Origin of the sequence: Nocardia sp. CA-107356, assembly GCF_050946365.1 — a bacterium.
GTDB lineage: Bacteria > Actinomycetota > Actinomycetes > Mycobacteriales > Mycobacteriaceae > Nocardia.
In genome coordinates this window covers 1,344,642-1,370,883 of record NZ_CP191992.1, presented here as the reverse complement: position 1 = coordinate 1,370,883, position 26,242 = coordinate 1,344,642, and the positions used below count along the sequence as shown (strand labels likewise).

The 26,242-nt window shown below is 65.8% G+C and carries 24 protein-coding genes and 1 tRNA gene; 11 read left to right on the top strand and 14 right to left on the bottom strand.

The window, feature by feature from the left end:
* Positions 1-68 precede the first annotated feature (68 nt).
* Positions 69-545, bottom strand: coding sequence for a hypothetical protein (locus tag ACQP1G_RS06235; protein ID WP_433199239.1), 477 nt, complete (start codon positions 543-545; stop codon positions 69-71).
* A gap of 122 nt (positions 546-667) precedes the next feature.
* The gene (locus ACQP1G_RS06230; protein WP_433199236.1) at positions 668-1,129 is read right to left on the bottom strand and encodes a flavodoxin domain-containing protein; all 462 of its coding nucleotides are present in this window, start codon (positions 1,127-1,129) and stop codon (positions 668-670) included.
* A gap of 505 nt (positions 1,130-1,634) precedes the next feature.
* Here ACQP1G_RS06230 and ACQP1G_RS06225 point away from each other — a divergent pair.
* Positions 1,635-3,080, top strand: a complete 1,446-nt coding sequence (locus ACQP1G_RS06225; protein WP_433208219.1) for a stealth family protein — start codon at positions 1,635-1,637, stop codon at positions 3,078-3,080.
* Here ACQP1G_RS06225 and ACQP1G_RS06220 read toward each other — a convergent pair.
* The 6 genes from ACQP1G_RS06220 to ACQP1G_RS06195 form a co-directional block, all read right to left on the bottom strand.
* A complete protein-coding gene (locus tag ACQP1G_RS06220) occupies positions 3,028-3,990 on the bottom strand; it encodes a phosphodiesterase (RefSeq protein WP_433199233.1) in 963 nt (320 codons plus the stop codon). The genes ACQP1G_RS06225 and ACQP1G_RS06220 overlap by 53 nt on opposite strands.
* 199 nt (positions 3,991-4,189) lie before the next feature.
* Positions 4,190-5,281, bottom strand: coding sequence for a glycerol dehydrogenase (locus ACQP1G_RS06215; protein WP_433199230.1), 1,092 nt, complete (start codon positions 5,279-5,281; stop codon positions 4,190-4,192).
* A 299-nt stretch (positions 5,282-5,580) separates the two neighbouring features.
* Positions 5,581-6,213 carry a MazG family protein gene (locus tag ACQP1G_RS06210; protein ID WP_433208216.1) on the bottom strand — a complete coding sequence of 211 codons (633 nt, stop codon included), beginning with the start codon at positions 6,211-6,213 and terminating at the stop codon, positions 5,581-5,583.
* A 232-nt stretch (positions 6,214-6,445) separates the two neighbouring features.
* On the bottom strand, positions 6,446-10,057 hold the full coding sequence (gene mfd / locus ACQP1G_RS06205; protein WP_433199227.1) for a transcription-repair coupling factor: 3,612 nt from the start codon (positions 10,055-10,057) through the stop codon (positions 6,446-6,448).
* A 246-nt stretch (positions 10,058-10,303) separates the two neighbouring features.
* The gene (locus tag ACQP1G_RS06200) at positions 10,304-10,951 is read right to left on the bottom strand and encodes a TetR family transcriptional regulator (protein ID WP_433199224.1); all 648 of its coding nucleotides are present in this window, start codon (positions 10,949-10,951) and stop codon (positions 10,304-10,306) included.
* Positions 10,952-11,132: 181 nt separating this feature from the next.
* Complete coding sequence (locus ACQP1G_RS06195) at positions 11,133-11,747, bottom strand: TetR/AcrR family transcriptional regulator (RefSeq protein WP_433208213.1); 615 nt, start codon at positions 11,745-11,747, stop codon at positions 11,133-11,135.
* Between the two features lie 365 nt (positions 11,748-12,112).
* Between ACQP1G_RS06195 and ACQP1G_RS06190 the strand changes: the two genes are divergently transcribed.
* The 6 genes from ACQP1G_RS06190 (at position 12,113) to ACQP1G_RS06165 (ending at position 16,621) form a co-directional block, all read left to right on the top strand.
* Positions 12,113-12,183: transfer RNA gene (locus ACQP1G_RS06190), tRNA-Gln, on the top strand.
* A gap of 71 nt (positions 12,184-12,254) precedes the next feature.
* Positions 12,255-13,745, top strand: coding sequence for a bifunctional UDP-N-acetylglucosamine diphosphorylase/glucosamine-1-phosphate N-acetyltransferase GlmU (glmU, locus tag ACQP1G_RS06185; protein WP_433199221.1), 1,491 nt, complete (start codon positions 12,255-12,257; stop codon positions 13,743-13,745).
* Complete coding sequence (locus ACQP1G_RS06180) at positions 13,742-14,722, top strand: ribose-phosphate diphosphokinase (RefSeq protein ID WP_433199218.1); 981 nt, start codon at positions 13,742-13,744, stop codon at positions 14,720-14,722. Before glmU ends, ACQP1G_RS06180 begins: the two co-directional genes overlap by 4 nt.
* Positions 14,723-14,959: 237 nt before the next feature.
* A complete protein-coding gene (locus ACQP1G_RS06175) occupies positions 14,960-15,574 on the top strand; it encodes a hypothetical protein (RefSeq protein ID WP_433199215.1) in 615 nt (204 codons plus the stop codon).
* A gap of 70 nt (positions 15,575-15,644) precedes the next feature.
* Positions 15,645-15,905 carry a hypothetical protein gene (locus ACQP1G_RS06170; RefSeq protein ID WP_433199211.1) on the top strand — a complete coding sequence of 87 codons (261 nt, stop codon included), beginning with the start codon at positions 15,645-15,647 and terminating at the stop codon, positions 15,903-15,905.
* Between the two features lie 50 nt (positions 15,906-15,955).
* The gene (locus tag ACQP1G_RS06165; protein WP_433199209.1) at positions 15,956-16,621 is read left to right on the top strand and encodes a hypothetical protein; all 666 of its coding nucleotides are present in this window, start codon (positions 15,956-15,958) and stop codon (positions 16,619-16,621) included.
* A gap of 54 nt (positions 16,622-16,675) precedes the next feature.
* Here ACQP1G_RS06165 and ACQP1G_RS06160 read toward each other — a convergent pair whose 3' ends face one another.
* Positions 16,676-16,846, bottom strand: coding sequence for a hypothetical protein (locus tag ACQP1G_RS06160; RefSeq protein ID WP_433199207.1), 171 nt, complete (start codon positions 16,844-16,846; stop codon positions 16,676-16,678).
* A gap of 264 nt (positions 16,847-17,110) precedes the next feature.
* Between ACQP1G_RS06160 and ACQP1G_RS06155 the strand changes: the two genes are divergently transcribed.
* Positions 17,111-17,761, top strand: a complete 651-nt coding sequence (locus ACQP1G_RS06155) for a DUF2461 domain-containing protein (RefSeq protein WP_433199205.1) — start codon at positions 17,111-17,113, stop codon at positions 17,759-17,761.
* Here ACQP1G_RS06155 and egtD read toward each other — a convergent pair.
* From egtD to egtA, 4 genes are all read right to left on the bottom strand, one after another.
* Complete coding sequence (gene egtD, locus ACQP1G_RS06150) at positions 17,758-18,729, bottom strand: L-histidine N(alpha)-methyltransferase (RefSeq protein ID WP_433199203.1); 972 nt, start codon at positions 18,727-18,729, stop codon at positions 17,758-17,760. The genes ACQP1G_RS06155 and egtD overlap by 4 nt on opposite strands.
* Positions 18,729-19,565: an ergothioneine biosynthesis protein EgtC gene (gene egtC, locus ACQP1G_RS06145; protein WP_433199201.1), complete on the bottom strand. Its 837-nt coding sequence runs from the start codon at positions 19,563-19,565 to the stop codon at positions 18,729-18,731. The genes egtD and egtC overlap by 1 nt, the downstream gene beginning before the upstream one ends.
* A gap of 55 nt (positions 19,566-19,620) precedes the next feature.
* Positions 19,621-20,961 (bottom strand): ergothioneine biosynthesis protein EgtB, encoded by a 1,341-nt coding sequence (gene egtB, locus ACQP1G_RS06140; protein WP_433199199.1) that lies wholly within the window; start codon positions 20,959-20,961, stop codon positions 19,621-19,623.
* A gap of 67 nt (positions 20,962-21,028) precedes the next feature.
* The gene (egtA, locus tag ACQP1G_RS06135) at positions 21,029-22,354 is read right to left on the bottom strand and encodes an ergothioneine biosynthesis glutamate--cysteine ligase EgtA (RefSeq protein ID WP_433199197.1); all 1,326 of its coding nucleotides are present in this window, start codon (positions 22,352-22,354) and stop codon (positions 21,029-21,031) included.
* A gap of 265 nt (positions 22,355-22,619) precedes the next feature.
* On the opposite strand from egtA, the gene ACQP1G_RS06130 reads away from it, so the two are divergent.
* A complete protein-coding gene (locus ACQP1G_RS06130; RefSeq protein ID WP_433199195.1) occupies positions 22,620-23,798 on the top strand; it encodes an aminotransferase class V-fold PLP-dependent enzyme in 1,179 nt (392 codons plus the stop codon).
* Positions 23,798-24,715 carry a ribonuclease Z gene (locus ACQP1G_RS06125; RefSeq protein ID WP_433199193.1) on the top strand — a complete coding sequence of 306 codons (918 nt, stop codon included), beginning with the start codon at positions 23,798-23,800 and terminating at the stop codon, positions 24,713-24,715. Before ACQP1G_RS06130 ends, ACQP1G_RS06125 begins: the two co-directional genes overlap by 1 nt.
* 74 nt (positions 24,716-24,789) lie before the next feature.
* On the opposite strand, the gene ACQP1G_RS06120 is transcribed toward ACQP1G_RS06125, so the two are convergent.
* Positions 24,790-25,377: a TetR/AcrR family transcriptional regulator gene (locus tag ACQP1G_RS06120; protein WP_433199191.1), complete on the bottom strand. Its 588-nt coding sequence runs from the start codon at positions 25,375-25,377 to the stop codon at positions 24,790-24,792.
* Between the two features lie 123 nt (positions 25,378-25,500).
* Here ACQP1G_RS06120 and ACQP1G_RS06115 point away from each other — a divergent pair, with 123 nt between their 5' ends.
* On the top strand, positions 25,501-26,202 hold the full coding sequence (locus ACQP1G_RS06115; RefSeq protein ID WP_433208210.1) for a lysophospholipid acyltransferase family protein: 702 nt from the start codon (positions 25,501-25,503) through the stop codon (positions 26,200-26,202).
* Positions 26,203-26,242 lie beyond the last annotated feature (40 nt).

Here is a 26,242-nt window from a genome sequence, read left to right as displayed (position 1 = left end):
ATTATTACTCTGCACCGGACGTGTTGCGCCGGTTCAGTTCTCTCTCTCGAGCGACCCTCGAGCAGTCGCTAGCCGACCCACGCGCGCAGCGTCTGGACGCGCCCTTCGAGCGCATGCAGTTCGCTCGGATCGAGCACGGTGCGCTCGATACCATTCGCGACCGCGAACGCCGACTGCCGGTGGTCGTCGATGACCTCTACATCGATCTGCACCGCGACATAGTCTGGCGCGCCGGGCATTTCCTCGGCAACGACCTGCGCCCGGCCCCGAGCGCACAGCGCGACATTGCCGCCACCGAGAATCAACAGGGCGACATCGGGCCGCTCCCGCAGCCGGGCCAGCGAACCGCGGTCGAATTTGAGGCTGAGCAGAATGCGCCGGTCGCCCGCGCGCACCGGCCAGGAAACCGGAATCGCATGCGGCGCGGGATCGGTCGTGACCAACACCGCGATCGTCTCCTGGGGCCATTGCGGGAGCACGTCCAGTTCGGGATGATCGGTCGTCGAATGCTCTTGACGTTGCACGGGGCTGACTCCGGCTGCCATCTTCGTCACCTCATGAATCGATGCAACGCGGCGGGCTGTGCCACGTTGCTTGCAAGTCTAAGGTGCTGTGTCCCTTGTTCGCTGGCGCTGCGACCTTTGTCCGAAGTGCCCTCAGGCACCTCTCAGGGCACCAGTGCGGCGGCGCTGGGGATGGGCAGGCCCCTGGCCCAGTCGCGGGCCATATCCTTGACGCGAATCTCTGATGACGCGTCATGTCGCCCGTGCGCGCCGATCTGGTCCGCTCCGCGGGCCGCGAGCAGTTCGGCGGCAATCTCCCCACCGCGATTGAAGGTGTCGCCGTAGACCGAGTCGCCGAGGCCGAAGACCGCGAAGGTCAGTCCCGTGAGGTCCGGCTTGCGAGCCTCGAGTGCGTCGAAGAAGGGTTCGGCGCCGGTCGGCAGTTCCCCGTCGCCGTAGGTCGAGCAGATGACGATATGGAAGTCGCTGGTGTCCAGATCGTCGACATCGAAATCGGTCATGTCGTAGACCGCGACGTCATGGGCGGCCGCCAGCTCATCCGCAACGCACTCCGCAGCGGCCTCAGCCGCGCCCATCTCCGAACCGAACAGAACGACTACCCGCACTCCTGACTCCTTTCTCGACCATTATATGGTAAGGCTACCCTAATTTCAATGGGGACAACGTTCCAAATTCTGTCCGGGACACCGACGGCGCTTCCGGATTGACGGGGCGGCCCCACCGATGCATCATTTCTGACAGCACCTTGTTCATCAGGGGCTTCCCCATTCGTCGGCCAGTGATTGTCCGGCCCGGCGTGCTGCTCTCCACCACGTTCGGCCGTCGTGCCGTGCCCTGGCGATCAGCACTCCTTCCACGAAGACGCGATGGCGTCCAGCCGTGAGTGAGGTGAGAACGACATGGTGTACCGATCGTCTGAGACTCGGCTGATCACTTCGTTCCTGCACTACGGCATCGTCCCGAACTTCTGAATTCGGCCGCGCCGGGCGCGGCATCCGAGGACGGCGTCAACGGCGTCGCCCGGAGCACCGCTCGGGTTGTAGCGCGGTACCACGGGACATTTCGGCACAGATACGGACGCGGAGCAGACACATGGTTGATATCGGGGCAATGGATTCCGGATCGGTCGACATGGTCGCATGGCCGACGGCGGGAAATCTCGTCGTCTCACCCGCGATGCTGGACGACCTGACATATCTGCGGGGCGAGTTGGCGGCCGCCGAGGTGCCGTTCCTGCTCATCCGCGATTGCGAACATCGGTTGGCGCTGGCGGCGGATGCGGCGCATCAGGCGATGATGCGTCGGGTGACGGCCACCGCAATCGCCACCGGCTTCACTTGTGATGAGGTGCGGCACAACGTCTTCCGATTCAGTCGCAATACCGATCCGGCGCACTATGTGGATCTGGAGTTGTGGGAGTTCCACGGCGATACCGTCGAATGCCCGCGCCCGAATGCCTTTACCCGCAACGTCTTCGACCTCGCCGATATCGAACGCACGGAAGTTAGTCTGTTCGATCGCAATTGGCCGACGATAACCGATATGTTCGCGCCGCAGCCGAACGATGTCGGCTTCGATATCGACCTGGTGTTTTCCTGGGTCGACGGCTCCGATCCCGAATTCCGCGCCCGCCGTGCGGGAATGCTGGCCCAAGTGGTGGTCGGGGAGGGCGATGCCGCCGATGCCAGGATCCGCCAGGTCGACGAATTGAAGTATGCGCTGCGCGCGGTGTACACGAACGCTCCGTGGATCCGCCGGATCTTCATCGCCACCGACTCCACGGTGCCGAACTGGCTCGACGAACATCCGCGAGTGACGGTGGTGCGCGCGGTCGATCATTTCAGCGATATCAGTGGGCTGCCCACCTTCAATTCCCATGCGGTGGAATGCCAACTGCAGCATATCGATGGGCTCAGCGAGCACTTCCTGTATTCCAATGACGATATGTTCTTCGCGCGGCCGGTGCGTCCATCGATGTTCTTCACCCCGGCCGGGGTGAGCCGGTTCATCGAGGCGGGCACCCGAATCGGTCCCGGCCGAAATAATGAGCGGCGCAGTGGTTTCGAGAATGCCGCGCGGGTGAACCGGGAACTGCTGGCCGGACGGTTCGGACATGTCATCACCCGGCATCTGGAGCACACCCCGGCGCCATTGCGACGAAGCGTATTACTCGAGATGGAGCAGGAATTCGCGGCCGATTTCGCGCGGACGAGAGCCAGCAGATTCCGTGCGGCCACCGACATTTCGGTGACCAACTCGCTGTACCACTATTACGCCATGCTCACCGGCCGGGCGGTACCGCATGAAGTGGCGCGGATGCGCTACGTCGACACCACGAGTCGACGCGGGCTCGCGCTGCTCGACGGTCTCGCCGAACATCGCGACGTCGACTTCTTCTGCCTCAACGACGGCAGTTTTCCGGAAATCCCCGAGGCGGAGCGGGTGCGCGCGGTGTCGGAGTTCCTGTCCGCCTACTTCCCGGACCGCGCGCCGTGGGAACGGGTCAGCGCACCGCCTCGTCGTCAGATTCCGGAGTCTGCGCCTGGCGCCGCATGACCCGTGGGATGCGCGCGGCGGGCGGGATCACGATGCCCTCCTCGGCGAGCGTGCGTGCCGCCGCCTTCGGGGTGGACGGGGAGCCGACAGTCGGGCCGCGATCGATCGGGACCACCGAGTGGACGATGGTGTCCGGGTAGATGTGCACGTAATTGAAGGCCTGCGCGCCGTCGCGGCCGCGCAGGCCGCCCTCGGCGACGGCAAGATCCTGGCTGTAGCAGGTCGCCGAGGCGACCGAAACCGGAATGCCGGCGAAGGTGGCGCTGGTCGAAAAGTGCAGGTGCCCGGCCAGAATCGCGCGCACATCACTGCCGTCGAGCACATCGGCCAGCCTGCGCTGATCGCGTAATTCCACGGTGACAGCGAGATCGAGCACGCACGGCACCGGCGGGTGGTGCATCGCGAGGATCGTGCCGAACGGCGCGGGTTCGGCCAGTATCGAACGCAGCCAGGCCAGTTGCTCGTCGCGGATTTCGCCGTAGTGGTGGCCGGGGACGGTGGTATCGAGAGCGATGATCCGCAGACCATCGATCATGTGCACCCGATCCATTGGCTTCGTCGACGCGTGCTCACCGAGCAGGGTCCGGCGCAACACACCGCGATCGTCATGATTACCGGTGACCCATACGATCGGCGCGCGCAATTGGCGTGCGAAGGGCTCGACCATCGCGCGCAGCTTCTCGTAAGCCTCCGGCTCGCCCTTATCGGTGAGGTCACCGGTGAATACCAGCGCGGTCGGCCGGATCCGGCTGGCCGCGGCCTGGTCGAGCAACTGTCGCAGCCGCTGATCAGCGTCCACGTCACCGTATAGATCGCCGTCGCCGATCAAATGGGTATCGCTGAAATGAAACAGCACATGATTCGGTCGCGGGTGCTCCGCGACTCTGCTGATGGGCACCGAACCGAACATCCTTCCCCGGCGGCTCTACCCGCCATTGGCTTCGGGTTCCATCGCCAGGATAGCGAAGACCTATTGACAAACTTCCCGACGCACGGTGACAACATGCTTGCGGGTAGATGAGAGTTCGGTGTCATCTTTTGCGGCGGCTACGGATGGCGAAATAGCGGCGACACCCACCGATAGATGTTTTCGGCGGGGGCGACCGAACTCAGCGCGTGCCGAGGGCGTCGGCGGTGCGCAGGGCGTCGAGCACCATTGGCGCGTCGACGGTGAACGGCTCGTTGTGGATGGTTTCGCCCGGTGCGATGGCGCGTTCGGCGATCGCGGTCAGGATCCGGTTATCGGCGTCGGCCAGGCCCAGCGCGGCGAAGGTCGTCGGCAGTCCGACCGCCGCACAGAACTCGAGGACCGTCGAAATCTCTTCGGCGGCGGCACCTTCCAGTACCAGTTGGGTGAGTACGCCGAAGGCGACCTTTTCGCCGTGCAGGTAGGGGTGGGTTTGCGGGGCGGCGGTGAGGCCGTTGTGGACCGCGTGGGCGGCGGCGAGGCCGGAGGATTCGAAGCCGAGGCCGGAGAGCAGGGTGTTGGCCTCGACGATGCGCTCGAGTGCCGGGGTGACGGTATGTTTGCGGACCGCGGCAAGAGCTTGGGATCCGTCGGCGAGCAACGTGTAGTAGCAGAGTTCGGCCAATGCGGTGGCGCTGCGCGTGGAGGCGCCGCCGCGCATATTTCGCACCCGCGCGACACTGCAGGTCCGCGCCTCGAACCAGGTCGCGAGCGCGTCACCCATCCCCGCGGTGAGCAGCCGCGCCGGAGCCTGCGCGACAGCGGAGGTATCGACCAGCACCAACGCCGGATTCCGCCGCACCAACTGATAAGCCTCGAATTCCCCACTGTCGGTATAGATCACCGATAGAGCACTGCAGGGCGCATCACTCGACGCCGCCGTCGGACAACTGATCATCGGCAGATCCAGATCATCGGCCACCGCCCGCGCGGTATCGAGGACTTTGCCCCCGCCCGCCCCCAACACCACGGTGCTCGCACTCTCCTGCACCGCCGCGGTTGCCCGCGCGATCTCGGCCCGACTGCACTCACCCCCGGACCGATGCACGGAATACTCGATTTTCGCCTCGGTAAGCGACTCCCGCCACGTATCGGCCAACAGCCGATACGCGCTCCCCCCAGCCACAATCGTCACCGGCCCCCCGATCCCCAACCGCGTCATCTCCGCCCCCAGCGCGGCAGTCGCATCTCGCCCCTGCACGTAATGTCCGGGCGAAGAAAATACGCTCAGCATTTGCCACCTCCCGATCCCGGGCACCCACCCGGTAGCGCCGCAACGCCCGCGCACCACCGCTGCCCAACAGCCGCTCTCGTATCGGCAACGCTACGCGCACCATGACCCGCGCTGCCCCCAGTTCGAGCCACCATGCATCAGCCAGCGAGGAATGGGCTGGCTGCGGCTACCGGACTTGATAGACCGTCGAGGCGACCGCGGCCCACGATCACGAAGAGGTCCATCGTTTGGTGGACCGAATGTCGCCTGCTCAGGTTCATCGGCACACTCGATGCCGAGCCTGACCCAGCCGAGCCTGCCTACCGCGGCCAGTAGTCGCGCCATTCCGCGGCCGACAGCGGCGCCCGGTCACCGCGGGCGGCCTCGGCGGCATCTTCTGCGGCGCGGATTTCGGAGGCGAAGGACAGCGTTGCCTTGCGGAGGCGTTCTTCGGCGCTGTCTTCGCCGCCGAGGTGGATGACGCGCAGTTCGGCGGGGATCAGATCTTCGGGTAGGCCGGCTTTGAGGCTGCGGAAGCGGATCTTTTCGGCCAGCGCGAGGGCGGGTTGGGCCATGGCTATGCCGTCGAGGCAGGAGCGGCGGGACTTTTCGGCGGATTTGCGTTCCTCCCAGGCTTTTTCCTGGGCGGCGATTTTTTCGGCGACGGTGGCTGATGGATCGATGGGCTCGTCGGCGAGGTGGGGGCTGCGGTTGACGAGTTTGGCGACCAGTGCGGCGGCGACATCGTCGACGGTGAATTCGCCTGCGGCCTGGGCGATTCGGGAGTGGAACAACACCTGTAGCAGCAGGTCGCCGAGTTCTTCCTTGATGGTTTCGGCATCGTTGTGCTGGATGGCGTCGAGGAGTTCGTAGGTTTCCTCGAGCAGGTAGGGGCGCAGGGAGTCGTGGGTTTGGGTTACTTCCCAGCCGCCGAATTTCCAGAGGCGGTCCATTACTTCGACGGCGTCGGCGAGGCCCGCGGCGACTACCGCGGCATCGGTTGTCGGCTGATGACCGCCGTCGGCCGAACGCCGCGCGCCGGAAGCCTGCGCCGCACCGTTCGGCGGGGCATTGGACGCCGCGGAACGGGCGGCCCGCAGTACCGACTCGTCGCGGTCCGCACTCATGCCCGCGCTCCGCCCGGCACCGGCATGCGTGATGCGCGCTGGCACATGATTCGCTCGCTCATCGGGCCGTGGCCTCGGTATCGACCCGCAAATCGACAAAACCCTGCGGCTTTCCATCCAACTGCAGCAGCAGGTCGGCGACGAATTGCAGCAGGACCAGATCGCGGACCCGGTCCGCACCGACACTGTCCTCGACCCGGGGCAGCGGCAGTTGCACGACGCCACTGGCGGCGCGATAGCCCGCACTGGGATACAGACGCTTCAAACGCATCTGCTTGGAATCGGGCAGACTCAGCGGCGAAACCTTCAAGGTCGTTCCGGTCACCGCGATTTCGGTGACTTCGTAATCGCGAGCCAGCAGCCGCAGTTTCGCCACCGACACCAACCTGCCGACCTCAACGGGCAGCGGGCCATAGCGGTCGACGAGCTCCTCGACGACCGAAGCCAGCGCCGGATGATCTTGTGCGGCAGCCAGTTTCCGGTAGGCCTCCAGCCGGAGCCGGTCACTGGTGATGTAGTCGGGCGGAATATGCGCGTCCACCGGGAGGTCGATGCGGACCTCCTTGATCTCCTCGGTGGTGATCGGCTTACCGTCGGCGGCGGCGCGATACGCCTCCACCGCCTCACCGACCAACCGCACATACAGATCGAACCCGACACCGGCCACATGACCCGACTGTTCTGCACCGAGCACATTTCCGGCACCGCGGATTTCGAGGTCCTTCATGGCCACGGCCATACCGGCCCCGAGATCCGAATTCTGGGAAATAGTGGCGAGCCGGTCGTAGGCCATCTCGGTGAGCGGCTTCTCGGGCGGGTAGAGGAAGTACGCATACCCGCGCTCCCGGCTGCGCCCGACCCGGCCACGCAGCTGGTGCAACTGCGAAAGTCCCAGGGCGTCGGCGCGTTCCACGACCAGCGTATTCGCATTGGAGATATCGAGGCCGGTTTCGATAATGGTGGTGCAGACCAGCACATCGAATTCGCGCTCCCAGAATCCCTGCACGGTCTGTTCCAGCATGTCCTCGTGCATCTGGCCGTGCGCGACCACCACCCGCGCCTCGGGCACCAGATCCCGAATTCGCTTGGCCGCCTTGTCGATCGAGGAGACCCGGTTGTGCACGTAGAACACCTGACCGTCACGCAGCAGTTCGCGCCGAATGGCCGCGGTGACCTGCTTGTCGTTGTAGCCACCGACGTAGGTGAGCACCGGATGGCGCTCCTCCGGCGGGGTGAGAATGGTCGACATCTCGCGGATGCCGGCCAGACTCATCTCCAGGGTGCGCGGAATCGGCGTGGCAGACATGGTCAGCACGTCCACATGGGTGCGCAACGCCTTGATGTGTTCCTTGTGCTCGACACCGAAGCGCTGTTCCTCGTCGACGACGACCAGGCCGAGGTCCTTCCACCGCACACCGGTCTGCAGCAGACGGTGCGTACCGACCACGATATCGACGGAGCCCTCCGCCATCCCTTCCAGCACCGCGCGGGATTCGGCCGGATCGGTGAAGCGCGACAGACCCTTCACCGTGACCGGGAATCCGGCGACGCGTTCGGTGAACGTCTGCAGATGCTGTTGCGCCAGTAGGGTCGTCGGCACCAGCACGACGACCTGCTTACCGTCCTGCACCGCCTTGAATGCGGCGCGCACGGCGATTTCGGTCTTGCCGTAGCCGACGTCGCCACAGACCACGCGGTCCATCGGGACCGCCTTCTCCATATCCGACTTCACCTCGGCGATGGCGGTCATCTGGTCGACGGTCTCGGTGAACGCGAATGCGTCCTCCATCTCCTTCTGCCACGGACTGTCCGGACCGAACGCGTGACCCGGCGCAGCCTGGCGCGCGGCATACAACTGCACCAGCTCACCTGCGATCTCGCGAACCGCCTTGCGCGCCTTGCGTTTCGTATTCGCCCAGTCGGAACCGCCGAGTTTGGACAGGCTCGGCATCTCGCCGCCGACATAGCGTGAGAGCTGATCGAGCGATTCCATCGGCACGAACAGCCGGTCGCCGGGCTGGCCACGTTTCCCGGGTGCGTACTCGATGACGAGATATTCGCGCCGGGCCCCGCCGACGGTGCGCTCGATCATTTCCACGAACCGGCCGATGCCGTGCTGATCGTGCACGACCATATCGCCCGCGTTCAGTGCCAGCGGGTCGACCTGGTTGCGGCGCTTGGCCGGTAGTCGCTTCCCCTCCGCCGGTGCGGTGACCCGGTTGCCGGTGAGGTCGGATTCGGCGACGACGACCAGACCGGCATCGTCGAAAATCAACCCGTCGTGCAGCGAACCGCACAGCACACCGACCAGCCCGGGCGTCGGCTCGACACCGGCCGCCAATGCGGCGGACGGCACATCGGCATCGCCGAGTCGTTCCAGAATGCGTTGCGCCGTACCGTGACCCGCGACGACCACCACGGCGCGGCCGCCGGTGAGCACATGCGCGCGCAGCGACGCGAAGATCGTCGCCACCAGTTCCTCGGAGCCGCGCGCCGCCGGACCGGCCAGCACCGGCAACACCACCTCGGCGGGATCTCCGGAGGTCAGCGGGCTCAGACTCCACCAGGGCAGGCCGTGCTGGTTTGCGCTGTCATGGATTTCGGGCAGCGCGCGGTAGCCGGAGGCGGCCAGATCGAGCCCGTGCCCGCCGAGCGGAGCCGCGCCACCGAATGACGCGGCGGTCCACGAGGCTTCCAGGAACTCCTCGCCGGTGCGCACCAAATCGGCCGCCCGCGTGCGGATCTTCTCCGGATCGCACAGCAGCAGCTGGGTGCCATCGGGCAAAACCTCGGTGAGCAGCCGCAATTCGCCGGGCTGCAGCACCGGCAGCAGCGCCTCCATACCCTCGACCGGAATGCCCTCGGCCAGCTTCTCCAACATCTCGACCAGCGCGGCATCGGCGGCATTGGCCACCGCGACCTCGGCGGCGCGCTCGCGAACGGCCGCGGTGAGCAGCAGTTCTCGACACGGCGGCGCGACGACCACATCCACCGTCACATCAGTGAGCGACCGTTGGTCGGCGACCGCGAAGGGCCGCAGCTCGGTCACCTCATCGCCCCAGAACTCCACGCGCACCGGATGATCCGCGGTCGGCGGGAAGACGTCGAGGATGCCGCCGCGCACCGCGAACTCACCGCGCTTGCCGACCATATCGACACGGGTGTAGGCGAATTCGACCAGGCGCATGAGCAATTCGTCGAAATCGAATTCGGCGCCGACGCGCAGCACGATCGGTTCGATATCGCCGAGGCTCGCCGCCATCGGCTGCATCAGGGAACGAACGGTGGTCACCACAACCCGCAGCGGTACCGGGAATACCGGATCCTCCGGATGCGCGAGCCGCCGCAAAACCGCTAGCCTGCGTCCCACGGTGTCCGCACCCGGCGACAGCCGTTCATGCGGCAGCGTCTCCCAGGACGGGAACTGCGCGACCGCCGCGCCGAGCATCTCTTCGAGCTCGACCGTCAGATCATCGGCCTCTCGCCCGGTCGCCGTCACCACAACCAGCGGCCGCTGCGCGGCAATGGTCGCCGCGACGAACGGCCGCACCGCCGACGGGCCAACCAACTCGACCGGCGACTTCCCGACCAGGTCAGCGACGGTCCGCAAGGCAGAATCGGCCCCGGCCACCGTGGCCAGTCCTGCGAGAGGTGGACGGTGGGTGGGCATCAAACACTCCCTGAGCTCAGGTGGGGTTTTCAGGATGGCAACCGAGTCTAATCACCACCACCGACACCCGAACTTCCCGCACCGGGGTCACGCCCCGACCCTCCCCGCACATCTCGCGACGCCGTCGCATATCTCCTGACTGCGTCGCACAAACTATGGCCCTATGCGAGGCAGTCCCACGTCATGCGTCAATTCGCATGGCGGCAGTGCGCCGCCGGGCGACGGCTCGTCTTGGAGGCGTCAGCGCTAAGGGACGTAGCGCCGGAGGCGGCGGGCGGCGAATTCTCGGAAGTAGGAGAGCTTCTCTGCGGGCACGATCGAGGGCAGCAGGAAATACCAGGCCCGTTCCATTCGCGTCGCCATTTGATCGATGGAATCGGTGCCGACTGCCGTGATGTGCACACCCGCGGTCATCTCCTGCAGCAGCAGGCCGATCACCTCGGCGTCCAGATCGGCCTCTAGATCGCCCTGGGCAATGGCGCGTTCGGACAGGACACGGTAGGTATCGCCCCAGGTCTTGGCGATATTGTCGCCTTGGGCGCCGCGGTAGTCGCCGATCTGATGGGTCAGCTTGAGCATCGCGCCGACCATCGGATCGTTCATGGATAGGTCGGCGACGACGTAGGTGATCCCGATACATGCCTCGAGCGCGGGCACTCTCGGATCGAAGAAGCCCTGGCACGAACTGACCAGGCGCTCATTGCCCTGGTCGACCACGGCGCGCGCTAGCTCTTCCTTCGAGCCGAAGTGAAAGTACAAGGCGCCCTTGGTCACGTTCGACTGCGCGATGATCTCGCTCAGGCTCGCATTCGCATATCCCAAGCGCAGAAAGACATCGGCAGCGCCCGCAAGGACGGAATCGCGGGTAATCTCCGCGCGCGCTTGCCTAGCCATCAGATCCGCCTGTCATCCTTAAAACCAGCCATCCTGAAGTAGACCGACATCCCGAAGTAGACCGACTTACCGCTCGAACAGCACCCTGAGGATGGGTGAACCGTACCACCAGGTGGGCGCCCGCCAGCGAATTCGAGCATTCGGACGGGCATACTGCGCAATTCACTGGCTACCAATGCGGTCAATCCCTCTTACCGGCGCGCCATTCCGAGCTGAGCTGAGGTTCGGCTTCCAAATGACTGAGCCCGTTCCAGCACAGGTTCACCAGATGTGCCGCCACAACCTCTTTCGACGGTGTGCGCTCGTCCAGCCACCAGGTCGCGGCGGTCGACACCATGCCGACCAACGCCTGCGCGTACAGACCGGTCAGACTGGTATCGAATCCGCGGCGCTCGAAATCCCCGCCGAGGATGTGCGCGACCTGGTTGGTGGCCTCATTGAGCAGGCTCGAGTAGCGCCCCTCTGCGGTGGCGGCGGGCTGGTCGCGCACCAGGATTCGAAATCCGTCGGTGCGTTCTTCGATATAGGTCAGCAGCGCGAGCGCGACCTGTTCGAGCCGGATCCGGGACCGGTTCTGGGTCAGCGAGGAGGTGATCATGTCCAGCAACATCGACATCTCGCGATCGACGACCACCGCGTAGAGCCCCTCTTTACCACCGAAATGTTCGTAAACCACGGGTTTGGAGACCTGAGCCCGCTGCGCGATCTCCTCGATCGATGTCGCGTCGTATCCGCGCTCGGCGAATAACGCGCGACCGATCTCGATCAACTGCTGCCGCCGTTGCGTTCCCGTCATCCGCGGCCGGGACACCTTGGGCGGCTCCTCCGAAGACACCGTCCCGCCTCCTCGCGCATGCCAATAGTCGTCGGCCTCAACTGTTCCAGACAGCATCGCGCCGTCGTGCGTCGCCCCGCCCAACAGCCTTGATCATCTCGCCGACGCAACAACTGATCTCGCATGAACATGGGTAACTCGCCGGGAACGCCCAGAACCCGATCACCTGCTCATCCGCCGGCCCGCAACGGCACTCGCGATGCGCCCCACGACCGGCAAAAGACGCGGGGAGGCGGGCTAGCTCGACTAACCGGAGGTCTTCATGCGAGGATTCATGCCGTGCCGCTGGCGCAGCGGCGGGTTTCAGAGATCCGCCGGTGTGACAATCCGCCGTAGTGTAATGGCAGCACCTCTGATTTTGGTTCAGATAGTTCAGGTTCGAGTCCTGGCGGCGGAGCGCATCGGCACGATGGCTTATCGTTGGCCGCGCACATCACTGGCACGATGACAGGCAGCCGAGGGAGATCCATGCCACAGCAGACCGCCGTCGTCGTTCTCGCAGCCGGTGCCGGGACGCGAATGCGGTCGAAGACTCCTAAAGTGCTGCATTCGCTGGCCGGTCGAAGCATGCTCGCGCACGCGCTGCATGCGGCCAACGAGATCGACCCCGCGTTCCTCATTACCGTGGTGGGACACGACCGCGAACAAGTCGGCGCAGCGGTCGCCGATGTCGCCGCCGAACTGGGCCGCGACATCACCACCGCCATCCAAGAAGAACAACTCGGCACCGGCCACGCGGTGCAGTGCGCGCTGGCGTCGGTTCCGGCGGATTTCACCGGTGACCTGCTGGTCACCTCCGCTGACGTGCCGCTGCTCGACGGGCACACCCTGTCCGCGCTGCTCGATGAGCACCGCAGTTATCCGGAACGCTCCGCGGTCACCGTGCTGACCTTCGTACCGGAGGACCCGAACGGGTACGGCCGCATCGTTCGCAATGCCAAGGGCCAGGTCATCGAGATCGTCGAACACGCCGACGCCACCCCTGAGGAGTCGGCGATCACCGAGGTCAACTCGGGTGTCTACGCCTTCGACGCGGCGGTGCTGCGCACCATGATCGGGCGGCTGTCCACCGCCAACGCCCAACACGAGCTGTACTTGACCGACGTACTGCGGCTGGCCCGCGAGGCCGGACATCCGGTGCACGGCGCCCGACTGCTGGACGCCGCCAAGGTCACCGGCGTCAACGACCGGGTGCAGATGTCGCAGGCGGCGCGCACCCTCAACCGCTACATCCTGGAACGGCATATGCGCTCGGGGGTCACCATTATCGACCCCACCACCACCTGGGTGGACGCGAGTGTGAAGATCGCCAGGGACGCCGAAATCCGGCCGGGCGTGCAGTTGCTCGGCGGGACGGTAATCGGCGAGGACGCCGTGATCGGACCGGATTCCACACTGACCGATGTCGTCGTCGGTGACGGCGCGCACGTTGTTCGCACCCACGGTGATCAGGCCGTGATCGGTCCCGGCGCGAATATCGGGCCCTTCAGCTATCTGCGCCCCGGCACGGTTGTCGGCGATTCCGGGAAGCTCGGCGCATTCGTCGAAACGAAGAACGCCTCGATCGGCGCGCACTCGAAAGTGCCGCACCTCACTTATGTCGGCGATGCCACCATCGGCGAGCACAGCAACATCGGCGCCTCGAGTGTTTTCGTCAATTACGACGGTGTGAAAAAACATCACACCGTGGTCGGCTCACATGTGCGGACCGGCAGCGACACCATGTTCGTCGCACCGGTGACCGTGGGTGACGGCGCATATACGGCGGCGGGTACTGTGCTGCGTAGAAGCGTTCCGCCGGGGGCTCTGGCGGTGTCGGGCGGACCGCAGAAAAACATTGAGGGCTGGGTGCAGCGACACCGTCCAGGGACGGACGCGGCGCTCGCGGCGGCGGAAGCAATCGCGGCCAAAGAGATGTCGGGTCAGGCAATCGAGCAAAAGGATGGCAAACAGCAGTGACCGCGTCATGGATCGACAACCAGAAGAACCTGATGCTCTTCTCGGGACGCGCTCATCCTGAGCTGGCCGAGCAGGTCGCCAAGGAACTCGACGTCCACGTCACCCCGCAGACCGCGCGCGACTTCGCCAACGGCGAGATCTTCGTCCGGTTCGAGGAGTCCGTCCGCGGATCGGATGCCTTTGTGCTGCAGAGCTTTCCGGCGCCGCTGAACCAGTGGCTGATGGAACAGCTGATCATGATCGACGCGCTCAAGCGCGGTTCGGCCAAGCGGATCACCGCGGTGCTGCCGTTCTACCCGTACGCACGTCAGGACAAGAAGCACCGCGGCCGCGAGCCCATCTCCGCCCGCCTCGTCGCCGATCTGCTGAAGACCGCTGGTGCGGACCGCATCATCACCGTCGACCTGCACACCGATCAGATCCAGGGCTTCTTCGACGGCCCGGTCGATCACATGCACGCACAGCTGCAACTGGCCGAGTACGTGCGCAACAACTACACCCTCGACCACATCACCGTGGTCTCCCCCGATTCCGGTCGCGTGCGCGTCGCGGAGAAGTGGGCCGACTCGCTGGGCGGGTCGCCGCTGGCGTTCATCCACAAGACCCGCGACCCGCTGGTACCCAACCAGATCAAGGCCAATCGCGTGGTCGGTGAGGTCGAGGGCCGCACCTGCATCCTGATCGACGACATGATCGATACCGGTGGCACCATCGCGGGCGCGGTCAAGGTGCTCAAGGCCGCCGGTGCCGGTGATGTGGTCATCGCCGCGACGCACGGCGTGCTGAGCGATCCGGCCGCCGAGCGCCTGGCCAACTGTGGCGCCAAGGAGGTCGTGGTCACCAATACGCTGCCGATCAGCGAGGAGAAGAAGTTCCCGCAGCTGACCGTGCTGTCGATCGCGCCGCTGCTGGCGCGCACCATCCGCGAGGTCTTCGAGAACGGTTCGGTCACCGGACTTTTCAACGGCAACGCTTGAACCGCTTGACCGCCTCCCCGAATATTTAGGCCGTACCAGTCGGGAGCCGCACGGCCTGCGTTCAGGTCCTGCGTCGGGTGCATGGTTGCGTTCTGGGCGTGGCCGGTGAGTTACCCGTGCGCTCACGAAATCAGGCATTGCGTATGAAGGTCATGGCGGCTCGGACGATGTCCGGGCCGCCATTGTCGTTTCGGTGTATACCCTTGTGCCAGTTGGACGACGATCAGGGGGGACGCTATGACTACACCGCAGGATTCCGAGCCGAATATCAATCTCGGAAAGTCGCAGGACGCTGGTCCGGCGCAGGTTCACCAACCGCAGGACGGCGCAGACGCGACCAAAGTCTGGTCGCCGAACAACGCGCCCGGTATCGATTCGACGCTGATCTACCAACCGGGACAACCGTTTCCGGCCGATAGCCCCCCGCCAGCCGCACCGTACACCCCGCCCGCGGGCTACCCGCAGCCCAGTGCCTACCCGCCGCCGCAACCTGTATACCCCCAGCCCGGCTACCCACAACCCGGTCCCTACGGCGGCCAACCGGGCTATCCGCAACCGCCCGGTGCTTACCCCGGGTATCCGTACCAGCCCTATATGCCGCCGCGGCAATCCGATGTCCCGATCTTCTCGATCATCAGCTTCTCCTGCCTGGCCGCGACCGCACTGTCGGTCGTAATGTTCTGCGGGCTTCCGATCGTGATCACCGGACCGGCGGGCATCGTCCTCGGCATCATCGGACACAACAAGGGCGAATCCTTCGGCAAGTGGGCAGCTATCGCCAATGGCGCGGTGCTGGCGATCGCGATCGTCCTGGTCATTGCCTTTGTCGGGTTCCTCGGAGCCTTCGACTGAACGCTTGCGGATCGCCACTCGCAAGCATCGGATCCCGTTTGCCACCGAGGTCACGGGGGATACTGGGGGTATGGACCGCGACCCACTTGACCTGGATATGGGGGACGACAGGCAGGAAGACGACATCCGCGCGTATCGGCGCAACATCGAGGATCCGCCCGATGACCTGCGCATTCGGTATCGCGAGAACGACGATGACGGCTGGCTCGGCATCAGCGAGGAACTCGAACAGGAGTGGACCGCGCAGCAGCAGGCCGCCGAACTCGCCGAGGAGGACGAACGGCCCGCCGAGGCGGCAGCGATGGAGATCGTCCGCGACATCGACCTGTAGCGCACCGCCCCGGCGTGGCATCGCGCAGCCGGCGACATGAGGAGAGTTCGATGACCACTCCGCAGAATCCCGAGCGCGACGACGCGACGCCCGAGCAACCGGCCGACCATAAATCCGCTGCTGGTGAACCCGAGCCGCTGGAGTCCGCGGGCACGGATTGGGCGGCACCGGCTGCCAGCGGACCGTGGGAGTCATCGCATGTCGAGCCCGCCGCACCCCTTCCGCCCCAATCCGACGCACCGGATTCCGCGGCCCAACCGGAGAGCGCGGGCCCGGACGCGCAGACACCGGATCAGCGCGCGGCCGCCGAAACCGCACCCGATCTGGTGGCGCAACCACCACCGCCGTGGCGCGCGGAGGCTGAGCAGCCCTATCCGCCGGGCACCGTCTATCCGCCGATCAGGGACACCGCGCCGGAATCCCCGTACGGCCGCTATCCCGCCTACACCCAGCAGCCCTATCAGCCGTACAGCACGGCGGGCGCACGGTCCGACAGTCAGACCCTATCGATCATCGCCTTCGTCTGCGCGGGCATCTCATTGCTGTTCTGCCCGTATCTGTTCGGTCCCGCGGGCATCATTCTCGGCATCATCGGCCACAAAAAGGGCGAATCCCTCGGCAAATGGGCCGCCATCACCTCCGCGATCTCCCTGATCGTCGGATTCATACTGATCTACGCCGTCTTCAGCGGCAACATGACCCCCGATACGAACTGATCGGACGACCGTAGGCCCCGGCATCGAACCGCAGCGTCGTCGCTACACGAAGGTCTAGGCCCCGTCCACCCGCCTGCCCGGGAAGAGCAGCGGCCGTCGCGCGTAGGTGTTCTCCGGCGATACCGTGATCACGTCGCACACCTGGACCAACGGACCGGGAATCGTGCCGCCCATGTGTGCGACGCTGGGCACGATCACCGCGTCCACGTCCAAGGTTCGAATCACGTTCAGCAGCCGTGACTCCGGGCGATCGGTCTCCGGACCGAAACCACCGTCTTGGCCAGGTCGTAGCCGAAACACTGTGCAGTACTGCAGATCTGAATCTCGTCCCAGATTCGAGAGATCCCCGGAACGTCCCGGCGAAGGTATCCGATCACTGTTGGCCGTTGCCTCATCGCTTCGGCCCGTTCGCGGTAGGGGCTTCGCACCGCTCGAACTGATGGGCGACCACTGTCGCTCTCCGGCGCCCCAGCGTCGTAGCGTGTCACCATGAGCCGATTCAGTGGGTTCCCCCTGGCGGGGCTGGACTTCTACGAGGATTTGGAGGCCGATAACTCCAAGGCCTTTTGGACCGCGCACAAGGATGTGTACGAGGAGGCGGTCAAGGCGCCGATGGTTGCGCTGACCGCGGAGTTGGAGGCGGACTTCGGGACCGCCAAGATCTTCCGGCCGTACCGGGATGTGCGCTTCTCCAAGGACAAGGTGCCCTATAAGACGGCGCAGGGCGCGGTGGTCAGCGTAGCGCCGGGTACGGGCTGGTATGTGCAGATCAGCGCGGCCGGACTGTTCGTCGGCGGCGGGTTCTACGCGGGCTCACCCGCCCAGATCGCCCAGTTGCGCGCCACCATCGCTGACGAGGTTCGCGGCGCGGAACTGGAGGCGATCCTGGCAAAGCTCACCAAGGCGGGGTTCACCATCGGCGGGGAGCAGCTGAAGACGAAGCCCAAGGGGTACGACGCCGACCATCCGCGCATCGATCTACTGCGGCACAAATCACTTACCTGCAGTAGGGAGTTCGGGGCACCGGCCTGGCTGGACAAGCCCCGTGCCGCCAAAGAGGTCCGCACCACCTGGGAGACGATGCGGCCCTTCATCGATTGGCTCGGCGCGGTGGTCGGCGGCGCGCCCGACCGGTTCTAGCTCCGCGCCGCGAGGACGAGGGCGAAGCGGTCATCCGGGTCGGTCCAGACGTGTTCGGTCTTGAAACCGGCGGTGGCAAGTTCGGCGTCGAGTCCGTCGATGTGGAACTTGGCCGAGATCTCGGTGCGCATCTGCTCGCCGCGGGCGAACTGAACGGTGAGATCGAGGTCCCGGACGGCCACGGTCATATCTTCGGCCGCCTCCAGGCGCATTTCGATCCACTCGTGCTCGGCATCCCAGACCGCGACGTGCGCGAACTTATCGGGGTCGAAATCGGCGTCGAGCCGATTGTTCAACACGTGCAGCACATTTCGGTTGAACTCAGCGGTGACACCTGCCGCATCGTCATAGGCGGGGACCAGTACGGCGGGATCGATGACCAGGCCAGCGCCGAGCAGCAGCTGCTCGCCCGGCTCCAGCACCTCGTAGATGCTGGACAGGAATTCGGCCCGTTCGGCGGGGACCAGATTGCCGATGGTGCCGCCGAGGAAGGCGATCATGCGGCGGCCACCGCGCGGCAGATTGTGCAGGGTGTCGGTGAAATCGCTGACCACGCCGTGCACTGCCAGACCAGGAAACTCGGCCGCGATCTCCGCGGCGGCGGCCCGCAGCGCCGTGGACGAGACATCCTGTGGGACATAGGTCTTCAGCGGTCCCTCGGCAGTCAACGCGGAAAGCAGCAGCCTGGTCTTGGCCGCCGAACCCGAGCCGAGTTCGACCAGAACCTCGGCCTGTGCGGTGCGGGCGATCTCGCCGACGACCCGTTCCAGCAGCGCGCGTTCGGTGCGGGTCGGGTAATACTCGGGGAGTTCGGTGATCTGCTCGAACAGTTCACTGCCGCGGGCGTCGTAGAACCACTTGGGCGGCAACCATTTCGGATCTGCGGTCAGGCCCAGCCCGGCATCAGCGCGCAACGCCGAGGTGAGGTCGTCATCGGATAGGTAGATCTCCAGCGTCGGTGCGGTCATCAGAGCGAGCCTTTCGTGCTTGGAACAGCGAGCAGGGGTGCCACGGACAGCGCGCCGGGGCGGGCGCTGACCAGCTGCCGATCCGGAATCGACTGCCAGCGTGGATCGTCGTCGAAGGGTTCGGAGGAGAGGATGGCGAATTCGTCGGTGACCAGGGCGGACAGCGAGTGGTACACGGTGGTCGCCCATAGCTGCCGACCATCGCCGAGCAGGAAATTCAGTCTGGCGTCCGGGGATCGGGCGAGTACGGCGGCGGCGAGCAGACTCAATGCCGCCGGTGCCGCCGCCCACGAACCATCGGGCGCGCCGGTGGACAGCAACCCGCGCAGGATCACCCAGAGTGTCGCCGAATCGGTCGCGGATTCGGCCTCCAGCAATTGCACCGGCTCGAACAGCTGACCGGCACCGAGTTCGGTTGCGGTGGAGCCGAATTCGTCGGCAACCGCACTGAGGGCACGACGCCAGTCCGGTACCACGCCGTTATGGCTGAATGCCCATCGGCCGTGTGTGAACGGCGCACAGGCATTGCGCTCGACCGGCATACCCACGGTGGCCGAGCGCACCGCGGCCAGCACCGCCCACGATTCCAGTTGCGGCAGTACCTCTTCCACCGCCGGGTCGGTCCAGATGGGTGCGGGATTGCGATACCGGCTGACGGTCACCGAATCGTCAGCGGCCGCCCGCCACCACGCCACGCCGAACCCGTCGGCATTGATCGTGCCGCCGCCGCGCATATCTCGCGGTGCCCACGCCTGAGTCCGCAGGGAATGCGACCCGAGCGTCAGCATGTCGCCAACGTGCACTGGGGGACCGACGTAACCGAGTTGTCGACACATCAGTACCCACCTCCCGCACTCGCCTGTCGGCCGCGGCGGCAGTGTGCCGAGATCCTCACTCGCCCTCGCCTTTTCGCAGATCGCGGGCCAGGCGGAAGCCGGAGAAGATCTGGCGGCGGATGGGGTGGTCCCAGTTGCGGAAGGTACCGCGGCAGGCGACCGGGTCGGTGCCGAAGGAGCCGCCGCGCAGGACGCGGTAGTCACCGCCGAAGAAGACGTCGGAGTATTCGGCGTAGGGGAACGCACGGAAGCCCGGGTAGGCCTCGAAACTCGATGCGGTCCATTCCCATACATCGCCGATGAGCTGGTGCACCCCGGCCGGGGAGGCACCCGCCGGATACGCGCCGACCTCGGCGGGTTCCAGGTGGTGCTGGCCGAGATTCGCGGTGGCGGAATCGGGTTCGGTGTCGCCCCATGGGTAGCGTCGCGACGTTCCGGTCTCCGGGTCGAAGCGGGCCGCTTTCTCCCATTCCGCCTCGGTGGGCAGACGCTTGCCCGCCCAGGTGGCGTAGGCCTCGGCCTCGAACCAGCACACGTGCAGCACCGGCTGCTGCGGACGCAGCGGTGTCATTACGCCGAATACCCGACGCCACCAGTGCCCGCCCGGATCGCGCTCCCAGAACTGCGGCGCGACCAAGCCCGCCTGCTGCCGATGCGCCCAGCCACCGTCGGACCACAGTTCCGGCCGTTCGTACCCGCCGTCGGCGATGAAGGCCAGGTACTGCTCATTGGTGATGGGAGCGGCGTCGATGGCGAAGGCGGGCACGTGCACCGGATGCGCCGGGCGCTCATTGTCCAGCGCCCATGGGTCGGTCGAGGTGCCCATGGTGAATTCGCCCGCGGGAATGATGACTTCGCCACGCACCGGATTCGTCGCCGATGGCGCGGCGGGCGCGGACAGCGCAGCGGGGCCGGTGCGCAACTGGTGGGTGGCGAGCATGGTTTCGTCGTGCTGCTGTTCGTGCTGGGCGATCATGCCGAAGGCGAATCCGCCATCGACCAGCGGATCACCGTGTAAAGCGCTGGTGTCCAAGACATCCCAGACCTTGTCGCGCACGGTGCCGACATAGCCACGGGCCTGAGTCGGGTTGAGCAGCGGCAGCTCGGGACGATTGGCGCGAGCGTGTTTGAACGCGTCGTACAGCTCATCGATATCGGCGCGCACCGCGTCACGCCCGCCGACATCGCGCACCAGCCACAGCTCTTCCTGGTTGCCGATATGGGCGAGATCCCAGACGAGCGGGCTCATGAGTTGCGAATGCTGTGCGACCAGTTCCGCTTCGTCGAGGGTGGTGAGTCCGACTGTGCGATCCCGCGCGCGGGTGAGCACTTCGGCGATCCGGTCGCGCAACCGCTCGGTGCCGGAATTATCTGTTGCAGGGTGGTGAATGGTCACGATGACAATCTCCGGAACTCGTTCTGGTCAGCGACTCGAAGCGGCGGTCTCATCCGCAACGACCCGGTCACGCGCGGTCCTCGTGGTGATCCGCGCTGGGCGAGGCGAGTTCTGCGGTCGGGGTGCGACCGCTGCGACATCGCTCGGCAGCTGATTCGATTTCGCGGGCGGCCGCCGGACTCGCCGCATGGGCCGCGGCCAGGGTCAGCAGATCCACCGCGACGGCCCGGATCTGCGGATCGGCCAGCCCGCAGCGGGCCGCGTCGAGCCAGCGGCCCGCGACCGGCGCGGCGACCGCGGTCGCCTCGGCGACCACGTCCGGGGACGACAGCAGGGCGTCGAATACGTGGATCGGGACGGTCCAGTCGTTGTCCGGCTGAGCATCCAGATAGCGGATCTCCAGATGCCCCGAGGCCCGCACCGGCGGAAACAGCGTGGTCAGGTGGTAGTCGAGATCGCCGACGTCGGGGCGATGACCGATCTCGTCGTCCAGTGCACCGGACAACCAGTCCGCGAAGGTCGCGCCCGGTGGCGCGGACCAGCCGATCTCGCCGTCGCCGACGCCATCGGGGCGACGAACGCACAGCAGCGGGACATCGAGCGCCCAGCGCGCATAGCCCGCGATCGGATCCGGCCAGGACTCCGCCGCGGGGCGAGTGCGGGCATAGTCGAGGCGCATCCAGGTCCGCATACGCTGGGATGCCCACGTGCCCGCGGGTGCACCGCGCAATTCTGGTGAGCAGGCGAAGGCGGCGACCAGCGCGGGGCCGATGATGTACAGCGCGTTCCATCGGGCGGCGACCTCGGCGCGATCGGCACCGGCATCGACACTGACCTGTGTCGCGGCCGTATTGCACATCATCAATTTGCCGAAGGGGCCGATGCCGCCGAAGGACTCTTCCATGGCGCGATAGCGCGGTAACCGCAATACCCGCTTGGGGCGGCGGTCCGCATCGGCGGCGGCGGAGACGGTGCGGATGGATCGGGATTCGAGCAGATCCCGCAACATCCGAGCATCAGCGGATAATCCCTCGCACAGCTGCGCTGCAGCGGCGAACGGGGCGCTCGAGAGTTCGATCTGACCGCCGGGTTCGATGGTGACCCGGCTACCCCCTGGCAACGAGAGTGCCGGTGAATCGGGGGCGATGGACCGCGGTGCATAGGGTCCGAGTGCATCTGCGAATGCAGTCAGCTGCGGGCGGGGGGCGGCCGATGGGCCTGACGGCGAACACTCACCCTGCACGGTGAGCCACTCGAGTTCGGCGCCGATGAGCGTCGGTGGGCCCAACTTGAAACAGATTTTTTCGATATAGGCCTCGGCCGCAGCCCGCGAGGACAGTTCACCGTGCTCCAACGCGATGACCCGCTCCGGGTGCTCCAGCGTTACCGCCATACCAACCTCCACCATGTGAACCGGGTACCCGTTTTCGGGTTTCGTCTCCGCTGCCGGTAGTTGTCTCGGTAGTTCTGTATCGCCGCGATTGCTCGTCGTATTCCAGCGCGCCGACCCAATCCAGGGTAACGATGGGTACCGACAAAAAACGTGACAAGAATCTGAATTCGTGGTCACGCACAGCGAGGACCCGCGGCCCGGCCCCCGAGCTGCACCGACTCGAGCAACGGCGCGGTGGGCCCGTTTCGGCGATACTGTCGTCGGCATGCTGGACGAGAATCGCGTACGTGCCGATATCCCGGGTTACGAGTCCGGATCCGATCTGGTCTTCCTCGACAGCGCGGGATCGTCGCTGCCGCCGCGGATCGTGCTCGATACCGTCGTAGACCACCTGCGACGTGAGGCCGAAGTCGGCGGTTACCGCGCGGCAAACGAGCGACTCGACGATCTCGCCGCCGTGAAGACCGATATCGGCGCGCTCATCAACGCCGATCCGACCAGCATCGCGCTCAGCGACAGCGCCACCCGCGCGTGGGCCGACTTCTTCTACTCGGTCCCACTCGGGCCGGGCGACCGCATTCTGATCTCGGGCGCGGACTATGCCAGCAACGCGATCGCGGCCCTGCAACGCGCCAAGGCCACCGGTGCGGTGGTCGAGCCGATTCCCAGCGACGACAGCGGTCAAATCGACCTCGACGCGCTCGCGGAACTGGTCGACGAACGCGTAAAGCTGGTGTCGGTGCTGCACGCGCCGACCAACGGCGGCTTGGTCAACCCGGCCGCCGAGGCCGCCAAGATCGCACATTCGGTCGGTGCGCTGGTCCTACTCGATGCCTGCCAGTCGGCCGGACAGTTGCCGATCGATGTGGCCGAATTGGGCGTCGACGCACTCTCGGTCACCGGCCGCAAATGGCTGCGCGGGCCGCGCGGCACCGGATTCCTTTATGTGCGACCGGAATTGGCCGCGGCGATGGAGCCGCAGCGGCTCGACCTGCACAGTGCGCAGTGGACCGGCCCCGACGAGTACACCCTCCTGCCCGACGCGAGTCGCTTCGAATTCTGGGAATGCGATGTCGCCGCCCGCCTCGGTCTCGGCGCGGCCGTGCGGTACCTGCTCGACCTGGGGCCCGAGCACGTCTATGCCGCGATCGCGGCCCGTGCCGAATATCTGCGCACATCGCTGCCGGAGATCTCCGGAGTCACGGTGCGCGACATCGGTATTCGCCACAGTGGCATCGTTTCCTTCACCGTTGAAGGCACTTCCGCCGTCGAGGTGCGTGATCGCCTTGCCGCACAGAACATTACGGTGACGGTCAGCCATGCCAGCTCCACCCTGCTCGATATGACCGCGCGCGGACTCGATTCGGTCGTACGCGCCTCGCCGCACTGCTTCGTCAGCTTCGATGAACTGGACCGGTTCGTGGCCGCAGTCGCGGCGCTCTGATGTCACCTCGTGAACTGGTCGTCCTCGGCACCGCGAGTCAGGTTCCGACCAAGCAGCGCAACCACAATGGGTATCTGCTGCGCTGGGGCGAGGAGGGCATACTCTTCGATCCCGGCGAGGGCACGCAGCGGCAGATGACATACGCGGGTGTCTCGGTCACCGATATCACCCGGATCGCGGTGACGCATTTCCATGGCGATCACTGCCTCGGACTGCCCGGCATCATCCAGCGGATCAACCTCGACAAGGTCGCCCATCCGGTGGATGCCTACTACCCAGCCTCGGGTGAGCGGTTCTTCGATCGACTGAGCAATGCCAGCGCTTTTTACCGCACTGTCGACCTGCGGCCGCATCCGATCGCCGATTCCGGTGCGCTGGATGCGCCGGGCGCACCATTCGTCCTCGAAGCGGTCGCGCTGTCGCATCCGGTCGAGGCTTTCGGTTATCGGCTCACCGAGCCGAGCGGTGTGCGCATCCTGCCCGAGCGGCTCGCCGCACTCGGGCTGCGCGGCCCGGCGGTCGGGCAGTTGCAACGCGCGGGCAGTATCGAATACGACGGGCGCACAATCACTCTGGCGGATGTCAGCGAGCCGCGACCGGGCCAGAGCCTGGCCTTCGTGATGGACACCAGACTGTGTCCCGGCGTCGACACCCTCGCCGCTGGCGTGGACATGCTGGTGATCGAGGCGACGTTCCTGGATGCCGACGCCCACCTCGCCGAGGAATACGGCCATCTCACGGCCGGACAAGCGGCCCGGGTCGCCGCCGAGGCGGGCGTGCGCACCCTGGTGCTGACCCACTTCTCCCAGCGCTACCGCGATCTCGACGGCCATCTCGCCGAGGCGACCGCGCATTTCACCGGCGAGATCGTCATCGCCACCGATCTCGCGAGAATCCCACTCCCCCAACGCCGTTAGCCCGAACCAGCTCGCCGCACCCATTGCCGAGATCCGCACCCGAGCACGAGTGTGGATCGAGAGCGGTGCGACTGTCAGGCCAGGTGCAGTGCCAGGATCTGGCCGACGAGAGCACGGGCGCTGGTTGCCGGGCCGACGAGGCGCAGACTGCGGTTGGCCTGGAGCGCGGCGATGCCGTGCAGGTTGGTCCACAGGGCGATAGCGGCGGCCCTCGGGTCGGTGGCAGCCGGTGCGGCTTCGGCGACGAGCGCGGCGAAGCGCTCGAACAGCGGCAGGGTGATCGACCGCAGATTCTCGCCGGAACCTTCGAGCAGGTCGTGGCGGAACATCAGGGTGAACATCTCGGGGCGTTCACCGGCGAACTCGACATATTCGGCCGCCATGCGCTGCAGGTGCTCGCGTGGTGTGGTCGCACCTTCCTCCGCCTTCGCGAACCGATCTATGAGATCGGCGAAACCTCGCGCGGCGATGGCGGCCAGAAGCGCGCGGTGCGTGGGAAAGTGACGGCGAGGCGCACCATGGGATACCCCGGCCGCGCGGGTGATCGCACGCAAACCGAGCTGCGCGGCGCCGACCTCCTCGAGCATATCGACCCCGGCTCCGACCAACCGTTCCCGCAGCGGCTCGTTTCCGACCATGGAGACATTGTCTACGCCAGCCATCGAATCGCTCCTCACCGGTATCCGGACTTCGTCACATAGGTACAAATCCTCTATCGACAATAGTAGACAATGTCTACACTCATGCGGTAGACAGTGTCTACGCTAACTTTCTCGGAGGCTCATGTGTGGTACCGGTTGTTCAAGTACGTGCTGCTCGGCCCGCTGTTGCGGCTGATCGGTCGCCCCGGAGTGGAAGGTCTGCGGCACGTGCCACGCACCGGACCGGTGATCATCGCCGCCAACCACCTGGCCATGATCGATTCGCTCTATCTCGCGCTGGTCCTGCCCCGCCGCGTCACATTCCTGGCCAAGCAGGAGTACTTCACCGGCACCGGATTCAAGGGACGGTTCCAGCGCTGGTTCTTCACGGTCGCGGGTCAGGTCCCGGTGAACCGCACCGGTGGCACCGCCGCCGCGGACGCTCTCGCCGCCGCCACCAAAATCCTGGAATCGGGTGGTATCTGGGCGATCCACCCGGAGGGCACCCGCTCCCCCGACGGTCGCATCTACCGCGGCCGCACCGGAGCACTTCGGGTCGCGATGGCGACCGGCGCGCCGGTGATTCCGGTGGTGCTCTCCGGTACCGATAAGGTCAATCCGCGCGGCGCTAGATTGCCGCGTTTCGGCAAGGTACGCATCAGCTTCGGCGCGCCGCGCTACTACCCGCTGGTCACTGCGAGCCCTGTAGTCCGCACCGAGACCGACACACCGGCCGTATGCAAGGTCCGCGCCGCCACCGACGAGCTGATGCGGGAGTTGGCCGTCAGATCGGGCCGCCACTACGTCGACCGTTACGCCGCCACTTTCGGTTCGAACCGCTCGTAGCTTTCCGCCCCCGTTCGCCACCCAGATCGGACAAGTCTGC

What these genes read in the sequence shown, in the direction of transcription:
- ACQP1G_RS06155 (WP_433199205.1), top strand. Translation starts at nt 17,111, where the DNA reads ATGAGCCGATTCAGTGGGTTCCCCCTGGCGGGGCTGGACTTCTACGAG.
- egtD (WP_433199203.1), bottom strand. Translation starts at nt 18,729, where the DNA reads ATGACCGCACCGACGCTGGAGATCTACCTATCCGATGACGACCTCACC.
- ACQP1G_RS06235 (WP_433199239.1), bottom strand. Translation starts at nt 545, where the DNA reads ATGGCAGCCGGAGTCAGCCCCGTGCAACGTCAAGAGCATTCGACGACC.
- ACQP1G_RS06220 (WP_433199233.1), bottom strand. Translation starts at nt 3,990, where the DNA reads ATGTTCGGTTCGGTGCCCATCAGCAGAGTCGCGGAGCACCCGCGACCG.
- glmU (WP_433199221.1), top strand. Translation starts at nt 12,255, where the DNA reads ATGCCACAGCAGACCGCCGTCGTCGTTCTCGCAGCCGGTGCCGGGACG.
- mfd (WP_433199227.1), bottom strand. Translation starts at nt 10,057, where the DNA reads ATGCCCACCCACCGTCCACCTCTCGCAGGACTGGCCACGGTGGCCGGG.
- ACQP1G_RS06195 (WP_433208213.1), bottom strand. Translation starts at nt 11,747, where the DNA reads ATGACGGGAACGCAACGGCGGCAGCAGTTGATCGAGATCGGTCGCGCG.
- ACQP1G_RS06170 (WP_433199211.1), top strand. Translation starts at nt 15,645, where the DNA reads ATGGACCGCGACCCACTTGACCTGGATATGGGGGACGACAGGCAGGAA.
- ACQP1G_RS06200 (WP_433199224.1), bottom strand. Translation starts at nt 10,951, where the DNA reads ATGGCTAGGCAAGCGCGCGCGGAGATTACCCGCGATTCCGTCCTTGCG.
- ACQP1G_RS06175 (WP_433199215.1), top strand. Translation starts at nt 14,960, where the DNA reads ATGACTACACCGCAGGATTCCGAGCCGAATATCAATCTCGGAAAGTCG.
- ACQP1G_RS06210 (WP_433208216.1), bottom strand. Translation starts at nt 6,213, where the DNA reads ATGGACCGCCTCTGGAAATTCGGCGGCTGGGAAGTAACCCAAACCCAC.
- ACQP1G_RS06120 (WP_433199191.1), bottom strand. Translation starts at nt 25,377, where the DNA reads ATGGCTGGCGTAGACAATGTCTCCATGGTCGGAAACGAGCCGCTGCGG.
- egtC (WP_433199201.1), bottom strand. Translation starts at nt 19,565, where the DNA reads ATGTGTCGACAACTCGGTTACGTCGGTCCCCCAGTGCACGTTGGCGAC.
- ACQP1G_RS06215 (WP_433199230.1), bottom strand. Translation starts at nt 5,281, where the DNA reads ATGCTGAGCGTATTTTCTTCGCCCGGACATTACGTGCAGGGGCGAGAT.
- ACQP1G_RS06165 (WP_433199209.1), top strand. Translation starts at nt 15,956, where the DNA reads ATGACCACTCCGCAGAATCCCGAGCGCGACGACGCGACGCCCGAGCAA.
- egtA (WP_433199197.1), bottom strand. Translation starts at nt 22,354, where the DNA reads ATGGCGGTAACGCTGGAGCACCCGGAGCGGGTCATCGCGTTGGAGCAC.
- ACQP1G_RS06130 (WP_433199195.1), top strand. Translation starts at nt 22,620, where the DNA reads ATGCTGGACGAGAATCGCGTACGTGCCGATATCCCGGGTTACGAGTCC.
- ACQP1G_RS06125 (WP_433199193.1), top strand. Translation starts at nt 23,798, where the DNA reads ATGTCACCTCGTGAACTGGTCGTCCTCGGCACCGCGAGTCAGGTTCCG.
- ACQP1G_RS06225 (WP_433208219.1), top strand. Translation starts at nt 1,635, where the DNA reads ATGGATTCCGGATCGGTCGACATGGTCGCATGGCCGACGGCGGGAAAT.